The sequence below is a fragment of the Ramlibacter sp. genome (genome assembly GCF_028292805.1).
Classification (GTDB): Bacteria; Pseudomonadota; Gammaproteobacteria; order Burkholderiales; family Burkholderiaceae_C; genus Ramlibacter.
On the sequence record NZ_JAQGLS010000066.1, the window covers coordinates 1 to 17,902 of the forward strand.

General features: G+C 70.3%; 17 protein-coding genes and 2 pseudogenes. 10 read left to right on the forward strand and 9 right to left on the reverse strand.

Features of this window, described 5'->3' with window-relative positions:
* Window positions 1-347 (reverse strand): RNA-binding protein (locus tag JWP65_RS03410; protein WP_299760355.1); only part of this gene is annotated, 347 nt, incomplete at its 3' end.
* Window positions 348-497: 150 nt separating this feature from the next.
* Window positions 498-1,159 (reverse strand): annotated as a pseudogene (locus JWP65_RS03415) (hypothetical protein).
* Between the two features lie 232 nt (window positions 1,160-1,391).
* Here JWP65_RS03415 and JWP65_RS03420 point away from each other — a divergent pair.
* From JWP65_RS03420 to otnI, 6 genes are all read left to right on the forward strand, one after another.
* The gene (locus JWP65_RS03420) at window positions 1,392-2,555 is read left to right on the forward strand and encodes a homoserine O-acetyltransferase (RefSeq protein ID WP_299760357.1); all 1,164 of its coding nucleotides are present in this window, start codon (window positions 1,392-1,394) and stop codon (window positions 2,553-2,555) included.
* Window positions 2,552-3,136, forward strand: a complete 585-nt coding sequence (gene metW / locus JWP65_RS03425) for a methionine biosynthesis protein MetW (protein WP_299760359.1) — start codon at window positions 2,552-2,554, stop codon at window positions 3,134-3,136. Before JWP65_RS03420 ends, metW begins: the two co-directional genes overlap by 4 nt.
* Before the next feature lie 138 nt (window positions 3,137-3,274).
* On the forward strand, window positions 3,275-4,111 hold the full coding sequence (locus tag JWP65_RS03430; protein ID WP_299760361.1) for a chromate resistance protein ChrB domain-containing protein: 837 nt from the start codon (window positions 3,275-3,277) through the stop codon (window positions 4,109-4,111).
* A complete protein-coding gene (chrA, locus tag JWP65_RS03435; protein ID WP_299760363.1) occupies window positions 4,108-5,448 on the forward strand; it encodes a chromate efflux transporter in 1,341 nt (446 codons plus the stop codon). The genes JWP65_RS03430 and chrA overlap by 4 nt, the downstream gene beginning before the upstream one ends.
* A 34-nt stretch (window positions 5,449-5,482) precedes the next feature.
* Window positions 5,483-6,493 carry a D-erythronate dehydrogenase gene (denD, locus tag JWP65_RS03440; RefSeq protein ID WP_299760365.1) on the forward strand — a complete coding sequence of 337 codons (1,011 nt, stop codon included), beginning with the start codon at window positions 5,483-5,485 and terminating at the stop codon, window positions 6,491-6,493.
* 5 nt (window positions 6,494-6,498) lie between these two features.
* Window positions 6,499-7,320, forward strand: coding sequence for a 2-oxo-tetronate isomerase (gene otnI, locus JWP65_RS03445; protein ID WP_299760367.1), 822 nt, complete (start codon window positions 6,499-6,501; stop codon window positions 7,318-7,320).
* Here the strand turns inward: otnI and JWP65_RS03450 are convergent.
* Complete coding sequence (locus JWP65_RS03450) at window positions 7,310-7,768, reverse strand: DUF421 domain-containing protein (RefSeq protein WP_299760369.1); 459 nt, start codon at window positions 7,766-7,768, stop codon at window positions 7,310-7,312. The two genes, otnI and JWP65_RS03450, sit on opposite strands and share 11 nt — an antisense overlap.
* Window positions 7,769-7,883: 115 nt before the next feature.
* Here JWP65_RS03450 and JWP65_RS03455 point away from each other — a divergent pair, with 115 nt between their 5' ends.
* Window positions 7,884-8,531, forward strand: a complete 648-nt coding sequence (locus JWP65_RS03455) for a YigZ family protein (protein ID WP_299760371.1) — start codon at window positions 7,884-7,886, stop codon at window positions 8,529-8,531.
* Here the strand turns inward: JWP65_RS03455 and JWP65_RS03460 are convergent.
* Together JWP65_RS03460 and JWP65_RS03465 are read right to left on the reverse strand one after the other, a co-directional pair.
* A pseudogene (locus tag JWP65_RS03460) lies at window positions 8,476-9,219 on the reverse strand (DUF72 domain-containing protein); the annotation flags it as partial. The gene JWP65_RS03455 and the pseudogene JWP65_RS03460 overlap by 56 nt on opposite strands.
* The gene (locus JWP65_RS03465) at window positions 9,216-9,419 is read right to left on the reverse strand and encodes a hypothetical protein (protein WP_299760373.1); all 204 of its coding nucleotides are present in this window, start codon (window positions 9,417-9,419) and stop codon (window positions 9,216-9,218) included. The gene JWP65_RS03465 and the pseudogene JWP65_RS03460, both read right to left, overlap by 4 nt.
* An 87-nt stretch (window positions 9,420-9,506) precedes the next feature.
* Here JWP65_RS03465 and JWP65_RS03470 point away from each other — a divergent pair, with 87 nt between their 5' ends.
* Complete coding sequence (locus JWP65_RS03470) at window positions 9,507-10,979, forward strand: M20 family metallopeptidase (RefSeq protein WP_299760375.1); 1,473 nt, start codon at window positions 9,507-9,509, stop codon at window positions 10,977-10,979.
* A gap of 91 nt (window positions 10,980-11,070) precedes the next feature.
* Entirely contained in the window at window positions 11,071-11,928 is an 858-nt protein-coding gene (locus JWP65_RS03475; protein WP_299760377.1) for an alpha/beta hydrolase, read from the forward strand.
* Here the strand turns inward: JWP65_RS03475 and JWP65_RS03480 are convergent.
* From JWP65_RS03480 to JWP65_RS03495, 4 genes are all read right to left on the reverse strand, one after another.
* Window positions 11,900-13,072 (reverse strand): MFS transporter, encoded by a 1,173-nt coding sequence (locus JWP65_RS03480; RefSeq protein ID WP_299760378.1) that lies wholly within the window; start codon window positions 13,070-13,072, stop codon window positions 11,900-11,902. The genes JWP65_RS03475 and JWP65_RS03480 overlap by 29 nt on opposite strands.
* Before the next feature lie 232 nt (window positions 13,073-13,304).
* Window positions 13,305-13,514 (reverse strand): hypothetical protein, encoded by a 210-nt coding sequence (locus tag JWP65_RS03485; protein ID WP_299760380.1) that lies wholly within the window; start codon window positions 13,512-13,514, stop codon window positions 13,305-13,307.
* A gap of 52 nt (window positions 13,515-13,566) precedes the next feature.
* The gene (locus tag JWP65_RS03490; RefSeq protein WP_299760384.1) at window positions 13,567-14,280 is read right to left on the reverse strand and encodes a 16S rRNA (uracil(1498)-N(3))-methyltransferase; all 714 of its coding nucleotides are present in this window, start codon (window positions 14,278-14,280) and stop codon (window positions 13,567-13,569) included.
* A 14-nt stretch (window positions 14,281-14,294) separates the two neighbouring features.
* Window positions 14,295-15,371, reverse strand: coding sequence for a phosphotransferase (locus JWP65_RS03495; RefSeq protein ID WP_299760382.1), 1,077 nt, complete (start codon window positions 15,369-15,371; stop codon window positions 14,295-14,297).
* 58 nt (window positions 15,372-15,429) lie between these two features.
* Between JWP65_RS03495 and JWP65_RS03500 the strand changes: the two genes are divergently transcribed.
* Window positions 15,430-17,808 (forward strand): LPS-assembly protein LptD, encoded by a 2,379-nt coding sequence (locus tag JWP65_RS03500; RefSeq protein ID WP_299760386.1) that lies wholly within the window; start codon window positions 15,430-15,432, stop codon window positions 17,806-17,808.
* Window positions 17,809-17,902 lie beyond the last annotated feature (94 nt).

A 17,902-nucleotide genomic window follows, 5' to 3' on the forward strand; every position in this document is an offset into this window, starting at 1 on the left:
CCACCGCCGCCGCCGCTGCCGCCACCACCGTAGCCGCCGCCACCACCGCCGGCGCCGCCGCCGCCGAAGCCGCCGCCACCGCTACGCGGGGGACGGGCTTCCATCGGACGGGCTTCGTTGACCACCAGGCCACGACCACCGATTTGCTGGCCGTTCATGCCTTCGATCGCGGCTTGCGCCTCGGCCGGGCTGGACATTTCGACGAAGCCGAAGCCCTTCGAACGGCCGGTGTCGCGCTCCATCATGACCTTTGCGGAAGTCACGGTGCCGTATTGGCTGAACGCTTGTTCCATGTCGCTGTCGCGGTACGAGTAGGGCAGGTTGCCCACGTAAAGTTTGTTGCCCATGAATGGGACTCCTAGAGAAAACGCACAAAGCGATGGAGTCCGCAAGACGCAATAACAAACCACGCGAGACCGACACAACACCGCAAACCATGCAGACGGCTTGGCCGTCCACGGCGTGCATTATGCGCCAATTTTCGGCTTGTGTGTGTTTTACCCGCTCACTTCGCGTTCCGGCGTCGATCCGATGCGGTGGATGGACCGGTCCGCGCCGTGGTGTTCGTTCCCGGCGCTGGGCCGCAAACCCATCGCCAGCTTGGACCCGCCGTAGCGGGCAAAGCGCTGAGCAAGGCCAGCCCGCGTCCCTCAGGCTGCCGATCAGCTGGGCCGACCAATCGACCCGCCGAGGCCAGCCTGGGCCCTGGTGCCGAAAACACCGCCGGCGGTGCCGCCCCACACGGCGCACAGGCTGTGCAGCGGCCACACGCCCAGCACGTCGATCTTCCAGCCGATGACGGCGGTGGCCAGCAGCTGCGGCCGACCCGGGCCCCGTCGGCGACGCAGCCGGAGATGATGGCCGGGATCGCCGCGGCGAAGCTGAAAAAAAAAGAAGAACTTGACCAGCTCGTAGCCGCTGCGCGCCGCCGGCTGGTCGGCACCCACCATGAACGTCACTCCACAGGCGACGGCATAGCCGGCGAAGAAGTACGCCAGCGGTGGAGACCGCGAAGTCGACCAGGATTTCGGCCAGCGCACGGCCTGGTTCTTCTTGCGCACGGTGCCGAGTTCGAGGAAGGCGACCCGAGTGCATGGCCAACGAGGATGGCGCCGCGACGGATGAACAGGACGTCCGAACGCTGTTTGAGTGCTTCCATGGGATGTCTTTCGGGGAGTGATGCCTTGCGTGGTGCGATGGCGGCCGGTTCGGGCCGGCGCAGCAAAACAACGCAGTGACCGAGCCGCTTGCGTGCATGGCAGCCGGCGCGCCGGCCACGGCTATACTTTCCCCAGCGCCGATTTGCCTCGCTTGCGGGCGCTCAATAAATGCCGCTAAAGACCGTCCACGACCCGGCCGCGCTCTAGCGAGGCCGGGTTTTTTTTGTAGCCATGCCACTGATCGCCACGTCCAGTTCCATGCAGTTCGACGCCCCGCTGGCGCTGCAGAGCGGCGCGTCGCTGCGCGACTACCAGCTGGCTTACGAAACCTATGGCAGCCTCAACGCCGACCGCAGCAACGCGGTGCTGATCTGCCACGCGCTCAACGCCTCGCATCACGTGGCCGGCGTCTATGCCGGGCAGGACCGCTCCGAAGGCTGGTGGGACACGATGATCGGGCCCGGCAAGCCGGTCGACACCGACCGCTTCTTCGTCATCGGCGTCAACAACCTGGGCTCATGCTTTGGCTCCACCGGCCCGATGCACGTCAACCCGGACACCGGCCGCGTGTACGGCGCCGACTTTCCGGTGGTGACGGTGGAAGACTGGGTCGACGCCCAGGCCCGCCTGCTCGACGGCCTGGGCATCGCCCAGCTGGCGGCGGTGATGGGCGGCAGCCTGGGCGGCATGCAGGCGCTGTCGTGGACGCTGCAGTACCCGCAGCGGGTGCGGCATGCGGTGGTGGTGGCCAGCGCGCCCAACCTCAACGCCGAGAACATCGCCTTCAACGAGGTGGCGCGCCGCGCCATCGTCACCGACCCCGACTTCCACAGCGGCCACTTCTACCAGCACGGCGTGGTGCCCAAGCGCGGCCTGCGCATCGCCCGCATGATCGGCCACATCACCTACCTGTCGGACGACGTGATGAACGAGAAGTTCGGCCGCCAGCTGCGCCAGGGGCTGGACTTGCGCTACACGACGCAGGACATCGAGTTCCAGATCGAAAGCTACCTGCGCTACCAGGGCGACAAGTTCAGCGAGTACTTCGACGCCAACACATACCTTTTGATCACGCGCGCCCTCGACTACTTCGACCCGGCGCGGCGCACCGGCGGCAACCTGGCCCGCGCGCTGGCGGTGGCGCAAGCCAGGTTCCTGCTGGTGAGCTTCAGCACCGACTGGCGCTTTTCGCCCAAGCGCAGCGGCGAGATCGTCAAGGCCTTGCTGGACAACGGTCGCGACGTCAGCTACGCCGAGATCGACGCGCCGCACGGCCACGACGCCTTCCTGCTGGAAGACCCGCGCTACCTGGGGCTGGTGCGCTCCTATTTCGACCGCATCGCGGCGCAAGCGCCGGCCGCTGTGCGCGAACTGCCCAGCGGAGCCGTGCTGTGACCGATCGCGCGACATTGCAGTCGATCGCCCGCCTGGTGCCGCCAGGCTCGCGCGTACTGGACCTGGGCTGCGGCGACGGCGCGCTGCTGGATCACCTGCAACGCGAGCGCGGCTGCAGCGGCTACGGCGTCGAGATCGCCGACGACAACGTGCTGGCCTGCGTCAAGCGCGGCGTCAACGTGATCCAGCTGAACCTGGATGCCGGCCTCTCGATGTTCGACGACGCCTCGTTCGACGTGGTGCTGCAGATCGACACGCTGCAGCACTTGCGCAATGCCGAGACCATGCTGCGCGAGACCGCGCGCGTGGGCAAGCTGGGGGTCGTCGCCTTTCCCAACTTCGCCCACTGGCCGAACCGGCTGGCGATCTTGCGCGGGCGCATGCCGGTGACCAAGCGGCTGCCCTACCAGTGGTACGACACGCCCAACATCCGCGTTGGCACCTTCAAGGACTTCGAGGTGCTGGCCACCCGCAATCGCCTGAACATCCTGGATGCCTTCGGCCTGCAGGACGGCCGGGAGCGGCGCCTGCTGCCCAACGTCACGGCCGGCACGGCGGTCTTCAAGTTCGAGCGTGGGTGAGCTAATATCCCCGCAACGGGATGACAGCCTCCCGTGCCTCGCCGGAAAGACGGTGTCCCGTCCAAGCGCTGCCCACCTTGCTGGAGCAGATCCGTGGACACCGTCTCGCCTTGCATTTTTCCTTGCGCACTCGCTTCCTTGCTGGGACGCCCCGATGCGCCCTTGCTGCTCGACGTGCGGCGCCGCGAACGGTTCGCCGCGAGCGGGCGTTTGCTGCCCGGCGCCCGCTGGTGCGCGCCCGAGGAAGTTGCCGCCCTGGCCGCAAGCGAACTTCCCGCCAGCGTCGTCTACTGTGCCTACGGCCATGAAGCCAGCCAGGACGTCACCCGCGCGCCGTGCGCTGCCGGCTGGAGCGCCCGCCTCCTGCGCGGCGGCATCGGTGGCGGTGAACAGGGCGTCGATCCGCAGGCCGACCTCCACGCCTGGCGCGCCGCGCCGTTGCCGCGCATGCGCAAGCGCGCCGACCCGGGCGTTGCCGGTGGTGCGCCTTCGCCGTGGATCACCCGGGCCCGGCCCAAGATCGACCGCCTCGCCTGCCCCTGGCTGCTGCGCCACTTCCTCGCCCCCCGGGCACTGTTTTGCTACGTGCCGGGGCACCAAGTGATCACGCAGGCGGCAGCGCTGCAGCCCGTGCCGTTCGACATCGAGGGCGTGCCGATCTCGCATGCCTGGGAGCGCAGCAGCTTCGACACGCTGCTGGCCGAATTCGGGCGGGACGCGCCGGGGCTGGACACGCTGGCGACCAGCGTGCGCGGCGCCGACACCGACCGGCTGGCGATCGCACCGCAGGCGGCCGGCCTGCTGGCCATCTCGCTGGGGCTGTCGCGCCGGCACGCCGACGACGACCACGACCACGACCACGCGATGCTGGCGGCCGCAATGCCGCTGTACGACGCGCGCTACGCCTGGTGCCGGAACGGCCGCGGCGAATCGCACCGCTGGTCGGCGCACGCGATGCCGAAAGCCGCGCCATGAGCGGCGTTTCGTTTGGCGAGGCGCTGAAGTTCTGGCTCAAGCTCGGCTTCATCAGCTTCGGCGGCCCGGCCGGCCAGATCGCGATCATGCATCGCGAGCTGGTGGAGCAAAAGCGCTGGATCTCCGAGCGCCGCTTCCTACACGCCCTGAACTACTGCATGCTGCTGCCGGGCCCGGAGGCGCAGCAGCTGGCCACCTACATCGGCTGGCTGATGCACCGCACCTGGGGCGGCATCGCGGCCGGCGCGCTGTTCGTGTTGCCGTCGCTGCTGATCCTGGTGGTGCTCAGCTGGGTCTACCTCGCCTTTGGCCAGCTCGCCTGGGTGGCGGGCCTGTTCTACGGCATCAAGCCGGCGGTGGCGGCGCTCGTGCTGCACGCGGTCTGGCGCATCGGCGGCCGCACGCTTCGGCGCCCGGCCCAGGTGCCGCTGCTGTGGATGATCACCATCGCCAGCTTCGTTGCCATTGCCTGGCTGAAGGTGCCGTTTCCGTGGGTGGTGCTGGCCGCGGCTCTGGTGGGCGTGGCCGGCGGCCGCTTCGTGCCGGGGCAGTTCGCGATGGGCGGCGCACACGCCGGCGCGGCGGCCGCGACAAGCGGCAGCTGGCTGATCGCCGACGACACGCCGACGCCGCGCCATGCCCTGTTCAGCCCGGCCCGGCTGGCGCTGGTGGCTGGCGTCGGCGCCCTGCTCTGGCTGCTGCCAATGGCGCTGCTGGTCGCGGCGCACGGCTGGGACGGCACGCTCACGCAGATGGGCTGGTTCTTCAGCAAGGCGGCGCTGCTCACCTTCGGCGGCGCCTACGCCGTGCTGCCCTACGTCTACCAGGGCGCGGTCGAGCACCACCAATGGCTCACCGGCGGCCAGATGATCGACGGCCTGGCGCTGGGCGAAACCACGCCCGGGCCGCTGATCATGGTGGTGGCTTTCGTCGGCTTCGTCGGCGGCTGGGCCCGCGCGGTGCTGGGGCCTGACATGCTGTTCCTGGGCGGGGCGCTGGCCGCCACCGTGGTCACCTGGTTCACCTTCCTGCCGTCGTTCCTGTTCATCCTGGCCGGCGGGCCGCTGGTGGAGTCCACCCACGGCAACCTGCGCTTCACCGCGCCGCTGACGGCGATCACCGCCGCCGTGGTCGGCGTCATCGCGACCCTGGCGCTGTTCTTCCTGGCCCACATCGCCACCGCGACGCCGACGCCTGGCTTTCCGGTCGACATGGTGTCGCTGGCGCTCGCCGCCGTCGCCGCCGCCGCGCTGTTTCGCTGGCGGTTGGGCGTGATCACGGTGATCGCCGGCTGCGCGCTGGCCGGCATGCTGCTGCGGCTGGCTGGCATCGCCTGATGCCAGCGCGCGGCGGGCGCGTTATCCTGCCGCCATGAACATCCTGATCACTGGCGGCGCCGGCTTTCTCGGCGCCCGCCTGGCGCGCGTCCTGCTGGCGGCCGGCCGCCTGTCCCTGCGTGGCGCCAGCGCCCGCACCATCGGGCGCATCGTGCTGGCCGACCGCGGCGAAGCCCCCGCCGACCTGCTGGGCGACCCGCGCGTGCAGGCGGTGCAAGGCGACTTGCTGGAGCTGGTGCAGCGGCGCGACCTGCCCGCCGCCGGCACCGACGTCGTGTTCCATTTGGCAGCGGCCGTCAGCGGCGAATGCGAGACCGACTTCGACCTGGGCATGCGCAGCAACCTGGACACCACCCGCGCGCTGCTGGAGGCCGGCCGGGCCCTGGGCACGCAGCCGGTGTTCGTCTACGCGAGCTCGCTGGCGGTGTTCGGCCAGCAGCCGGGCCAGCCGGCCATGGGCGTGATGCGCGACGACAGCCTGCCGACGCCGCAAGGCAGCTACGGCATCCAGAAGTTCATCGGCGAGCAGCTGGTGGCCGACTTCACACGCAAAGGCTTCGTGGCCGGCCGCAGCGTGCGGCCGATGACCGTGAGCGTGCGGCCGGGCCGCCCGAACGGCGCCGCCTCCGGCTTCTTCAGCGGCATGATCCGCGAGCCGCTGGCCGGCGTGCGGGCGCAGGTGCCGGTGCCGCCGGCCACCGTGGTCGCGCTGGCCTCTCCCAGCAGCACCATCGCGGGCATTGTCCGCGCCGCCGAGGCGAGCGACGCGCAGTGGGGCCCGCTGAGCGCGCTCAACCTGCCGTCGCTGACCACCACGGTGGGCGAGATGGCGCAAGCGCTGGAACGCGTGGCCGGGCCCGAAGCGGCGGCGCTGATCGACTGGACGCCGGACCCGGCCGTCGAGCGGCTGGTGCGCAGCTGGCCGGGCCAGATCCAGTGGGAGCGCGCGCGCGGGCTGGGCCTGCAGGCCGATGCCGACTTCGATTCCGTGGTGCGCAGCTACATCGCCGAGAATCCGCAGGCGGTCAAGCTGGCCGTGCGCTGACCGGCATGCCGCGCTTTGCCGCCAACCTGTCGATGCTCTATCCGGAGCACGGCTTCCTGGAGCGCTTCGCCGCCGCCGCCGCGGATGGTTTCGAAGGCGTCGAATACCTGTTCCCCTATGAGCATGCCGCGGCGCAGCTGGCCGCGCGGCTGCGCGCCAACGGCCTGCGACAGGTGCTGTTCAATGCGCCGCCGGGTGACTGGGAGGCCGGCGACCGCGGCCTGGCCTGCCTGCCGGGGCGCGAGGCGGAGTTTCGCGCCGGCATCCTCGATGCGCTGCGCTACGCCCAGGCGCTGGCGTGCCCGCGCATCCACGTGATGGCGGGGCTGGTGCCGCCGGAGCGCGAGCGGGCGGACCTGCGCTCCACCTACGTGACCAACCTGCGCTGGGCGGCGCGGCAGGCGGCGCCGCAAGGCGTCAGGCTGCTGGTGGAGCCGATCAACACGCGCGACATCCCGCGCTTTTTCCTGAACCGGCAAGACCACGCGCACGAGCTGCTGGCCGAGATCGGCGAGCCCAATGTGCAGGTGCAGATGGACCTGTACCACTGCCAGGTGGTCGAAGGCGACCTGGCCATGAAGATCCGCCAGTACCTGCCCACCGGCCGGGTCGGCCACTTTCAGATCGCCGGCGTGCCGATGCGGCACGAGCCCGACCTCGGCGAGCTGAACCACGAGCATCTGTTCGACGTGATCGACGAAGTGTCGGCGGCCTGCGGCTGGGACGGCTGGGTTGGCTGCGAATACCGGCCGGCGCGCGGCGCGGAGCCGGGTGGCACCTCGGCTGGGCTGGGCTGGCTGCGCCGCCGCCGCGCCCTTACTTTTTGAGGATGCTGATGTTGCCGTCCGCCTCCAGCACGGCCATGCGCATGTCCTCCACCGCGCAGTCGCTGCCGCGCAGCGCCTCCTCCACGTCGCTGAACGGCACCCGCTCGCGCTTGAGCACGTCCTTGTAGATCACGCCGTCGCGGCCGACCAGCACGGGCGAGCCTTGCACCACCGCATCGATTTTCTTGCTGCGGGCGCTGGCGAAGGCGATCACGACGTCCAGCGCCACCAGCGTGGCGGCGGCGATCAGGCCGCCCTGCACCGATTCGTCGCCGCCGTTCAGGGAGTTGCTGACCGCCTCCGACAGCAGCATGACCACGATCAGGTCGAATGGCGTGAACTGGCCGACGGTTCGCTTGCCGGTGATCCGCACCATGACCAGCAGCACCAGGTACACGATGGTGCCGCGCAGGATGAATTCCCACCAGGGAAGCGAGAGGTCGAACATGTCGTGCAAGGAAGAGCCGTGCCAACCTCGAGTGTGTGCCTGGCACGGACTACGCACCTGTCGGACTGCAGCCCGCGCGCCTGTGCGATTGGCGGCTCTGCGCTAGGCTCGCGCCATGGCCCTCACCCTGGCGCAGCCGGTCCACAGCGAACTGCACATCCGCAAGAGCCGGTTCATCGGCTGCGTGCAGACCGTGGCCGGGCGGGCTGAAGCGCTCACTGTGGTCGCCGGCCTGCGCGCGGAGCACCCTGGCGCAGCCCACGTCTGCTGGGCCTTGCTCGCCGGCGGCCAGTCCGCGGCCAACGACGACGGCGAGCCGGGCGGCACGGCCGGACGGCCGATGCTGGAAGTGCTGCGGCACCACGACCTCGAAGGCGTGCTGGCCACGGTGGTGCGCTACTTCGGCGGCGTCAAGCTGGGCGCGGGCGGGCTGGTGCGCGCCTACACCGACGCCGTCGCGCAGGCTTTGCTGCAGGCGCAAAAGCTGCCGCTGCAACGCCAGCTCGCCTTCGCGCTGCGGGTGCCCTACGCGCTGGAGGGAGCGGTGCGGCGCGAGCTGCAGCTGGCTGGGGCCGCGCTCGGGGAGGTGGTCCATGGCGACGCCGTGCAGCTGGCGTTCACCTGTGCGGAGCCGGGCTCGGCTGCTCTGGTGGTTCGGCTCGAGGATGTTTCCCAAGGCGCCGTGGAGTGGCTTGCGCAGCAGCCTGCAGCAGCTGCAGGAAAGCGCGCGCCGCCGCCGGCGCCCGCTCCTTGGCGCCGTTGATGAAGAACACGAACGCTTCGTTCTTCTCGCCCAGGGCAACCCAGTCGCGCGCCCCCCGCGCCCAGGCTTGCAGCTGCTCGGGCGGGTAGCCGGTGGCGCAGTCCGCCTGGCTGCGCATCAGGCGCAGGTAGGCCAGCGGGCTGCGGGCGTGCGCAAGCGCCGGGAACTGCGGCGCGTCGGTGTAGACCGTGGTGCAGCCATGGCGCTGCAGCAAGTCCAGGTACTGCTCGCAGGCGAAGCTGGCGTGGCGCGCGTCGAGCACGTGGCGCAGCGGCCGGCCGGCCAGCTCGCGCGGCAGCAGGGCGAGGAAGGCGTCCAGGTCGGCCGGGCGAAACTGCGTGGTCGGCATCAGCTGCCACAGGATCGGCCCCAGTTTGTCGCCCAGTTCCGCCAGGCCGCTGGCGATGAAGCGCTGCACGCCCTCGCCGGCGCCGGCCAGCTCGCGCCGATGGGTGGTGAAGCGGTGCGCCTTGAGCGCGAACACGAACCCGTCGGGCGTCTCGTCGCGCCACTTGGCGAAGGTGGCTGGCTTGAAGGTGCTGTAGAAGGTGCCGTTGACCTCGATGGCGCTCAGTTGCCGGCTGGCGTGGTGCAGCTCGCGGGCGTGCGGCAGGCCGGCCGGATAGAAGTTGTCGCGCCAGGGCGCGAAGGTCCAGCCGCCGACCCCGGCGCGGATGCGTTGCGTCATGCGACGGTCGTGCAGCCGCGGTGCAGCAGCGCGCCCAGGCTGATGTCGCCGACGGTGCGGGTGCGCGCCGAGGCTTCGTTCAAGCCGATGCGAAGGTCCATCTGGCCGCTGTTGCAGAGCGCCAGCAGCGAAGCGCAGCAGCGCAGCGCCGGCTCTGGGTGGTCGCCGTCGAACAAGGCCAGGACGAGGAACTTGACCATGGGAAGTGGAGAATGCCTGGCGCATCCTAGCCGAGCGTGGCGCCGGCGCGTAGAGTGCAGGGTCCGAAGTCCACCGGCCGTCCCCCAATGAACGCACCTTTGCACCGCGAAATCCCCTCCACCATCCTCGACAGCGCCGCCGTGCTGGAGCGGGTGACGCAGCAGTGGGACGGCGACATCGTGCGTCAGTTGACCGACTACATCGCGATCCCGGCCAAGTCGCCCGGCTTCGACCCCGACTGGGCGCGGCACGGCTACCTGGAAACGGTGCTGCGCAACGCCGCAGCCTGGGTGGAGGGGCAGCAGGTCGCCGGGCTGCAGCTGGAGATCGTGCGGCTGCCGGGCCGCACCCCGGTGCTGTTCTTCGAGATCCCCGCGACCCGGGCTGGCAGCACCCAGACGGTGCTGATGTACGGCCACCTGGACAAGCAGCCGGAGTTCAACGGCTGGCGCTCCGACCTCGGCCCCTGGACGCCGAAGTACGAAGACGGCAGGCTGTACGGCCGGGGCGGCGCCGACGACGGCTATGCGGTCTATGCCAGCATCGCCGCCGTCCAGGCGCTCAAGGCCCAGGGCAAGCCGCACCCGCGCATCGTCGGCCTGATCGAGACTTGCGAGGAATCGGGCTCCTACGACCTGCTGCCCTATGTCGATGCGCTGCGCGAGCGCCTGGGCGAGGTGGCGCTGGTGATCTGCCTGGACTCGGGCGCCGGCAACTACGACCAGCTGTGGCTGACGTCGTCGCTGCGCGGCATGGCCAGCGGCACGCTCAAGGTGCAGATCCTGACCGAGGGCGTGCACTCGGGCGACGCTTCCGGCCTGGTGCCGTCGAGCTTTCGCATCATGCGCCAGGTGCTGGACCGGCTGGAAGACAGCAAGACCGGGCGCCTGCTGCCGGCCAGCTTCCATTGCGAGATCCCGCCCGAGCGGCTGGCGCAGGCCAGGGCCACGGCGGCCATCCTGGGCGAAGAGGTCTACAAGCGCTTCCCCTGGGCCCACGCCGACTGCGGCGGCTCCACGGCGTTCGCCCTGCCGACCACCACCGACCCGGTGCAGGCGCTGGTCAACCGCACCTGGACGCCGACGCTGTCGGTCACCGGCGCCGAGGGCTTGCCGTCGATGCAGGACGCCGGCAACGTGCTGCGGCCGTACACGGCCTTCAAGCTGTCGCTGCGGCTGCCGCCGCTGGTCGACGCGGCCGCCGCGGTGCAGGAGATGAAGGCGCTGCTGGAAGACAACGCTCCTTACCAGGCCGTGGTCACCTTCGAATCGAACGGCGGCGCTTCGGGCTGGAACGCGCCGACCATCGCGCCCTGGTTCGAGCAGGCCTTGAACGCCGCCTCGCAGGCGCACTTCGGCGCCCCGGTCGGCTACATCGGCCAGGGCGGCACCATTCCGTTGATGAACATGCTCAGCCAGGGCTTTCCCAAGGCGCAGATGATGGTCTGCGGCGTGCTCGGCCCGCGCAGCAATGCGCACGGCCCCAACGAATTCCTGCACGTGCCCTACGCCAAGCGGCTGACGGCGGCGGTGGCCGAGGTGATGGCGCAGATGCCTTGATGCGGCCGTACGTCGCGCCGGCGACCCCCGCGGGCGGACGTGCCCCGTCCAGGCATTGACAGCCCGCATTGCACCGCCATCATCCCGCCCGATGAGCGATATCCCTGCCGAATCCGCCGTTTCCACCTACACCGCCAGTTCCGGCGACAACCTGGCCATGCAGGACTGGGCCTTGCCGGACGACCAGCCGCCGCGCGCCAAGGTGCTCCTGGTGCATGGGCTGGGCGAGCATGTTGGCCGCTACGACAGGGTCGCCCGGCGCCTGAACGACTGGGGCTTCGCCGTGCGCGGCTACGACCACTACGGCCATGGCGACTCGGACGGCGGGCGCGGCGCGCTGTCGCATCCCAGCCGGCTGGTGGACGACCTGGCGGACCTGGTGGAGTGGTCCCGGCGCCGGATCGGCCCCGCCCTGCCGCTGGTGCTGTTCGGCCACAGCCTGGGCGGCCTGGTGGCGGCCAGCGCCGTGGCGCGCGGGCGGGTGCAGGTCGACGCCCTGGTGCTGTCGTCGCCGGCCCTGGCCACCCACCTGAGCCCGGTGCAGAAGCTGCTGCTGGCGGTGGTGCCGGCCATCGCCCCGAACCTCGCCGTGGGCAACGGCCTGGACGCCAACTTCCTGTCGCACGATCCGGCCGTGGTCGCCGCCTACCGCGCCGATCCGCGGGTGCATGACCGCATCAGCGGCCGGCTGGGGCGCTTCATCGCCGACGAAGGCCCGCACGTGGTGCGGCAGGCCGCGGTCTGGAGCGTTCCCACGCTGCTGCTGTATGCCGGCGCCGACCGGTTGGTGGACCCGGCCGGCAGCCGCGCCTTCGCGGCGGCGGCGCCGCCATCGGTGGTCAGCGCGCACTGCCTGGACGGCCTGTACCACGAGATCCTGAACGAGGACGCGGCCCGGGCCGCGCCGGTGTTCGAGCGCCTCAGGCAGTGGCTGGACGCGCGGTTTTGAGCGCCAGCCAGGCCAGCCCGCCACCCACCGCCGCCACCGGGACCAGCGAGCCCAGGTTCAGCCAACTCCAGCCCTGGGTGGTCACCAGCACGCCCGAGGCCAGCGAGGTGAACGCCATCACGGCGAACACGAAGAAGTTCAGCACGGCCTGGGCCCGGTCGCGCTCTTCCGGCGCATAGGCGGTCAGCGCCAGCGTGGTGCTGGCGGTGAACAGGAAGTTCCAGCCCACGCCCAGCACCAGCAGCGCGGCCACGAACTGGTGCAGGGCGACGCCGGACAAGGCGATGGCGATGCAGATCGCGTTGAGCAGCACGCCCACGCCCATCACCGGCAGCGAGCCCAGGCGCTTGATCAGGTGGCCGGTGAAAAAGCCCGGCGCGAACATGCCGATCACGTGCCACTGCAGCACGAGGGCGACGTCGGAGAACGGCAGGCCGCATTGCTGCATCGCCAGCGGGGTGGCGGCCATCAGCAGGTTCATCACGCCGTAGCCCAGGCCGCCGGCCAGCGCCGCCACCAGGAACACCGGTTGCCGCAGCAGCTCGCCGACGGATCGTGACACCGCCGTCGCCGACTTCGGTGCCACCGGCGGAAAGCGGATGAAGGTCAGCAGCGCCAGCGCCAGCAAGGCCACCACCGCCAGCGCCAGGTAGGCGCCGGCGAACGGCGCCGCCGCCAGGGTGCGGGTCTGCGCCGCCAGGTTGGGGCCGACCACCGCGCCCAGCAGCCCGGCCGCCATCACCAGCGACACCGCCTTCTCGCGGTCGGCCGGCGGCGCCAGTTCGGCCGAGGCGAAGCGGTACAGGCCGGCGTTGGCGGCGTAGTAGCCGGCCAGCACGGTGGCGCCGCACAGCAACCAGAAATTCTTCGTCGATACCGCGTAGGCGCACAGCAGCGCCGCCAGCACTGCCACCACCAGCCCGAGCTGGAACGAGCGTTGCCGCCCCAGCCGCGCTTGGGTGTAGGCCACCGGGGCGGTGAACAGCGCACCGCCGACCACGTAGCCCATCACCGGCAGCGTCGCCATCCAGCCATACGGCGCCAGCGCCAGGCCGACCAGGCCGTTGATGGCGATGAAGGTGACGTTGTTGGTGAGGTAGAGGCCCTGCAGCACGGCCAGGAGCCACAGGTTGCGGTTGTTCATGCGGATATTTCGAGGGCGGACCGGCTCACAAATCCTGCGGCTTCAAGCCGGTGTGCTTCGAAACCGGGGTGAGCATGCGCGGCCCGATTTCCTCGCCGTCGTGAAAGGCGAAGACGAAGTCCGGCCAGGCTGCGCGCGAGGGTCTTGCCAGAGCCCGACTGGCGCTTCAGATGCCACCCCAACCTGTAAAGGGCTGCGAGAACCGCCCTGGCTTTTGCCGAGGGCCACTGGCTCATGCGTCGGCCGGAATGGACATGCTGATGGCGATGGGCCGCGCTTCACCCTGCTGCAGGCGTTCGGCCAGGGCACGAAGTGCCAATGCCTGTGCCTTGGCCATGGCCTCGCTGGCCGAGCCCCCATAGGCCAGGGCGTCGGGCAAGTCGGCGACCTCGGCCAACCACCGGCCATCGTCTTCGAGCTCGCATTCGAGAGTGAACTGCATTGGCGTGCCTCCGCTGAGAATACAGTCTACCTTGCCGCCGCAGGTCAGGCCATCACGCAGACGCCCCCAGCGTGAGCAGCGCCAGCGCCGCCAGCGGCGCCGTCTCGGCGCGCAGCACGCGCGGCCCCAGGTGGGCCGGTTGCCAGCCGCGGGCGATGGCGGCGTCTTCTTCCGCCGGCGACAGCCCGCCTTCCGGTCCGCTCAGCAGCGTCAGCCCGGCGAGCGGCGTGAGGCCCGCCACCGGCCGGGTGCCGGCACGCAGCGACAGCACCAGCCCGGGCTGCGCCTGCGCCGCCAGCCAGGCCGCCAGCGGCAGCACCGGATGCACCACCGGCACCCGATTGCGGCCGCTTTGCTCGCAGGCGGCGATCGCGATGCCTTGCCAGTGCGCCTGCTTCCTGGCCGCCCGGTCGGCGGCGAGACGCAAGACGCTGCGCTCGGCCACCAGCGGCTGGATCGAGGCGGCGCCCAGCTCGGTGGCTTTCTCCACCAGCCAGTCCATGCGCTCGTTGGCCGGCATGCCGACCGCCAGGTGCACCGCCAGCGCCGGCTCGTTCTCGACGGCGTGGTACTCCTGCACTGCCACCCGGACCTCGCTGCGGCCCATATGGGTGACCACGGCCTGGTATTCGCCGCCGCGGCCGTCGAACAGCCGCAACGCGTCGCCCGGCTGCAGCCGCAGCACCTGCACGTGGCGCGCCGGCCCGGGCGGCAGCGCCAGCTCCAGCCCGGGCTGCAGCGGTTCGGGGCAGTGCAGGCGCGGCAAAGGCTTGCCGCGGGTCACAGCCGGCCGAAGGCGTAGCCGCTGACGGCCTCGCTGCCTTCGAGCTCGTCGACCAGCCGGGCCAGGGGCGTCAGTTCGCGGTAGCGATGGCTGGTGGCGCGGATGTAGGCCAGAAAGCGCGGCGCATCGGCCAAATATTTGGGCTTGGCGTCACGCAAGGTCAGGCGGGCGAAGATGCCGGCCACCTTCAGGTGCCGCTGCAGGCCCATCCACTCGACGCCGCGGTAGAACTCGCCGAAGTCGCTGTCCACCGGCAGCCCGGCCTTGGTCGCCTGCTTCCAGTAACGGACGGTAACGTCCAGCACGAACTCCTCGTCCCAGCTCAGGAAGGCATCGCGCATCAGGCAGGCGATGTCGTAAGTGATCGGGCCGTACACGGCGTCCTGGAAGTCCAGCACGCCCAGCCGCGGCTCGGCCGGGTCGTGCGAAATCATCAGGTTGCGTGGCATGAAGTCGCGGTGCACGTAGACGCTGGGCGCCGCCAGGTTGCGCTGGATGATCAGCTGGAACTGCGACTGCAAGGTGGCGGCTTGCGTTTCGCTCAATTCGACGCCGCGGTGCTGCTGGAGGTACCAGTCGGGAAACAGCGCCAGCTCGCGCGCCAGCAGCGGCGCGTCATACGCTGGCAGCACCCCGGGCCGCGAGGCCAGCTGCCAGGCGACCAGGGCGTCGACGGCGCGCAGGTACAGGCCCAGATTGGCCTGCGGCTGCTGCGCGTCCACGACCTCGATCATGGTCTGCGCGCCCAGGTCGTCCAGCAGCATGAAGCCCTGCGGCGCGTCCCAGTCGAGCACCCGCGGCACCAGCAGCCCGGCATCCGCCATCAAGGCAGCCACCTTGACGAACGGGGCGCAGTCTTCCTGCTGCGGCGGGGCGTCCATGACGATGAAGCTGCGGTCGGCGCCGTCCAGCCGCAGGTAGCGCCGAAAGCTGGCGTCGGCCGAAGCCGGACGCAGCGTTTGCTGCCGCAGGCGGTGGGCCGGGGCGAGCCGGGCGAGCCATTGCTGGAAGGCGGCTTCACGCCGGGGGTCCGTCCAAGTGACGGCAACTGGTGGGGACGCGGAATCGCTCATGGATAATCGATTCTACAAATCCACCATGGCGGCTCGAGGCCGTGCGCCCATCCCGACGATGCATCACCTGAGAACGAGGGCCATTGCCCGCTTTGCCCTGAGCCCGGTGGCGCTGGTCGTGGCGTCGCTGCTGCAGCCCGTGGCGGCGCAGCCGCTGGACCCGTCGCCGCGCCTGCGCGCCTCGCCCCAGCTGCGCGACGACATCCCGCCGGACTCGCGCGGCCAGCTGCCGACCTTCGTCGAGGGCGACCGCATCAGCGGCCAGACCGACCTGAACACCGTGGTCGAAGGCGGCGCCGAGCTGCGCCGCGGCGACACCATCATCCGGGCCGACCGGCTGGAATACAACACGCCGAACGACCTGGCGCGGGCGGCCGGCAACGTGCGCATCAACAAGAGTGGCAACGTCTTCGAGGGGCCGCTGCTGGAGCTGAAGGTCGACGCCTTCCAGGGCTTTTTCAACGAGCCGCGCTACCGCTTCCTGCGCAACGAGGCCTACGGCGAAGCCGAGCGGATCGACTTCCTGGACGAAAAGCGCTCGATCATCCGCAACGCCACCTACACCACCTGCAAGCGGCGGCCGGGGCCCAGCTGGATGCCCGACTGGATCCTGCGCGCCTCCACCATCCGCCTCGACCAGGAGGAAGAGACGGGCCAGGCCGAGGGCGCGGTGCTGAGCTTTTTCGGAGCGCCGATCCTGCCGGTGCCGTCGATGAGCTTTCCGCTCAGCGACAAGCGCAAGTCCGGCCTGCTGCCGCCGACCATCGGCCTGGACAGCGTCAGCGGCTTCGAAACCACGCTGCCGTACTACTGGAACATCGCGCCCAACCGCGACGCAACCCTGTATCCCACGCTGATGTCCAAACGGGGCATCGACCTGGGTGGCGAGTTCCGCTACATGGAGCCGAACTACCAGGGCATGCTGCGCGGCAACGTGTTGCCCAACGACCGGCTGCGGGGCCGCACCCGCTGGGGCTATTCGGTCGAGCACGAGCAGGGTCTGCTGCGGCTGCCCGGCCTCGGCCCGGCCACCCTCAACCTGAACGTCAACCGCGTCAGCGACGACAACTACTGGCGCGATTTCTCGCGCAACAGCTCGTCTCTCACCCAGCGCCTGCTGGCCGGCGACGGCATCCTGAACTGGGCCGCCGGCGACGTCTCGCTGATGGCCAGGGTGCAGAAGTGGCAGATCCTGCAGGATCCGGCCGCGCCCATCGTGCCGCCCTTCGACCGCGCGCCGCAGCTGTTCGCCAGCTGGGCCAAGCCGAAGCTGCCGGGCGGCCTGGAGACCCGCGTCGATGTCGACTACAGCCGGTTTCGCCGTTCCGAGCAGCTGGTCGGCGTGGCCGCGGCCAATGACCCGCCGAACGCCGACCGCACCTACACCCTGGCCCAGGTCAGCCGGCCCTGGCGCGAGCCGGGCTGGTTCGTGGTGCCGAAGGCGCAGCTGCACGCCAGCCACTACGCGTTCGACCGTGCCCATCCGGTGTCCGGCGACCGCAGCGCCGACCGCATCGTGCCGACCGTCAGCCTGGACAGCGGGCTGGTGTTCGAGCGCAATGCCAGCTACTTCGGCCGTGCCTTCACCCAGACGCTGGAGCCGCGCGCCTTCTACACCTTCACGCCGTACCGTGCGCAGGACCGGATCCCGCTGTACGACTCGGGGCTGAACGACTTCAACTTCGCCACTGTCTACACCGAGAACCAGTTCGGCGGCAACGACCGCATCGCCGACAACAACCTGTTGACGCTGGGCGCCACCACCCGCCTTCTGGACCCCGACACCGGCGCCGAGGCGGCCCGTTTCGGCGTGGCCCAGCGCCTGCGCTTTAGCGACCAGCGCGTCACCTTGCCCGGCGAGCCGCGCGTGAGCGAGCGGCTGTCGGACGTGCTGTTCGGCGCTTCGGTCAACCTGGTGCCGCAATGGGGCCTGGACACCACGCTGCAGTACAACCCCAAGACCGGCCAGTCGATCCGCTCCACCGTCGGGGCTCGCTACTCGCCCGGCAATTACCGGGTGGTGAGCGCGGCCTACCGCCTGCAGCGCGGCTTCAGCGAACAGCTGGACGTGGGCTGGCAGTGGCCGCTGAACGACCTGTGGGGCGACAAGGGAACCCCCATGGGCGCCGGCATGGGCGAGGGCGAGGGCCGCTGGTACAGCGTCGGGCGGCTGAACCTGAGCCTGCGCGATCGCCGGCTGGTCGAAGGCCTGGTGGGCCTGGAGTACGACGCCGGCTGCTGGCTGGGGCGGGTGGTGGTGGAGCGCCTGCAGTCGGGCGTGAACCAGTCGACCAAGCGGATCCTGTTCCAGCTCGAGTTCGTGGGCTTCACCCGGGTCGGCTCCAACGCCTTGCAGACGCTGAAGGAAAATATCCCCCGCTACCAATACCTGCGCGAGCGCTCGGTAGCGCCCAGCCGCTTTGGCAACTACGACTAGACTGCCCCGCATGATGCACATCCGATCCCTTGCCCTGTGGCTGGCCTGCGCCGGCCAGCTGGCAGCGCTGGCGTTGCCGGCCGCGGCCCAGGGC

Bases quoted from the DNA above. Each gene is read 5' to 3' on its own strand.
- JWP65_RS03420 (WP_299760357.1), top strand. From the start codon at position 1,392: ATGCCACTGATCGCCACGTCCAGTTCCATGCAGTTCGACGCCCCGCTG.
- chrA (WP_299760363.1), top strand. From the start codon at position 4,108: ATGAGCGGCGTTTCGTTTGGCGAGGCGCTGAAGTTCTGGCTCAAGCTC.
- denD (WP_299760365.1), top strand. From the start codon at position 5,483: ATGAACATCCTGATCACTGGCGGCGCCGGCTTTCTCGGCGCCCGCCTG.
- otnI (WP_299760367.1), top strand. From the start codon at position 6,499: ATGCCGCGCTTTGCCGCCAACCTGTCGATGCTCTATCCGGAGCACGGC.
- JWP65_RS03450 (WP_299760369.1), bottom strand. From the start codon at position 7,768: ATGTTCGACCTCTCGCTTCCCTGGTGGGAATTCATCCTGCGCGGCACC.
- JWP65_RS03455 (WP_299760371.1), top strand. From the start codon at position 7,884: ATGGCCCTCACCCTGGCGCAGCCGGTCCACAGCGAACTGCACATCCGC.
- JWP65_RS03465 (WP_299760373.1), bottom strand. From the start codon at position 9,419: ATGGTCAAGTTCCTCGTCCTGGCCTTGTTCGACGGCGACCACCCAGAG.
- JWP65_RS03470 (WP_299760375.1), top strand. From the start codon at position 9,507: ATGAACGCACCTTTGCACCGCGAAATCCCCTCCACCATCCTCGACAGC.
- JWP65_RS03475 (WP_299760377.1), top strand. From the start codon at position 11,071: ATGAGCGATATCCCTGCCGAATCCGCCGTTTCCACCTACACCGCCAGT.
- JWP65_RS03480 (WP_299760378.1), bottom strand. From the start codon at position 13,072: ATGAACAACCGCAACCTGTGGCTCCTGGCCGTGCTGCAGGGCCTCTAC.
- JWP65_RS03485 (WP_299760380.1), bottom strand. From the start codon at position 13,514: ATGCAGTTCACTCTCGAATGCGAGCTCGAAGACGATGGCCGGTGGTTG.
- JWP65_RS03495 (WP_299760382.1), bottom strand. From the start codon at position 15,371: ATGAGCGATTCCGCGTCCCCACCAGTTGCCGTCACTTGGACGGACCCC.
- JWP65_RS03500 (WP_299760386.1), top strand. From the start codon at position 15,430: ATGCATCACCTGAGAACGAGGGCCATTGCCCGCTTTGCCCTGAGCCCG.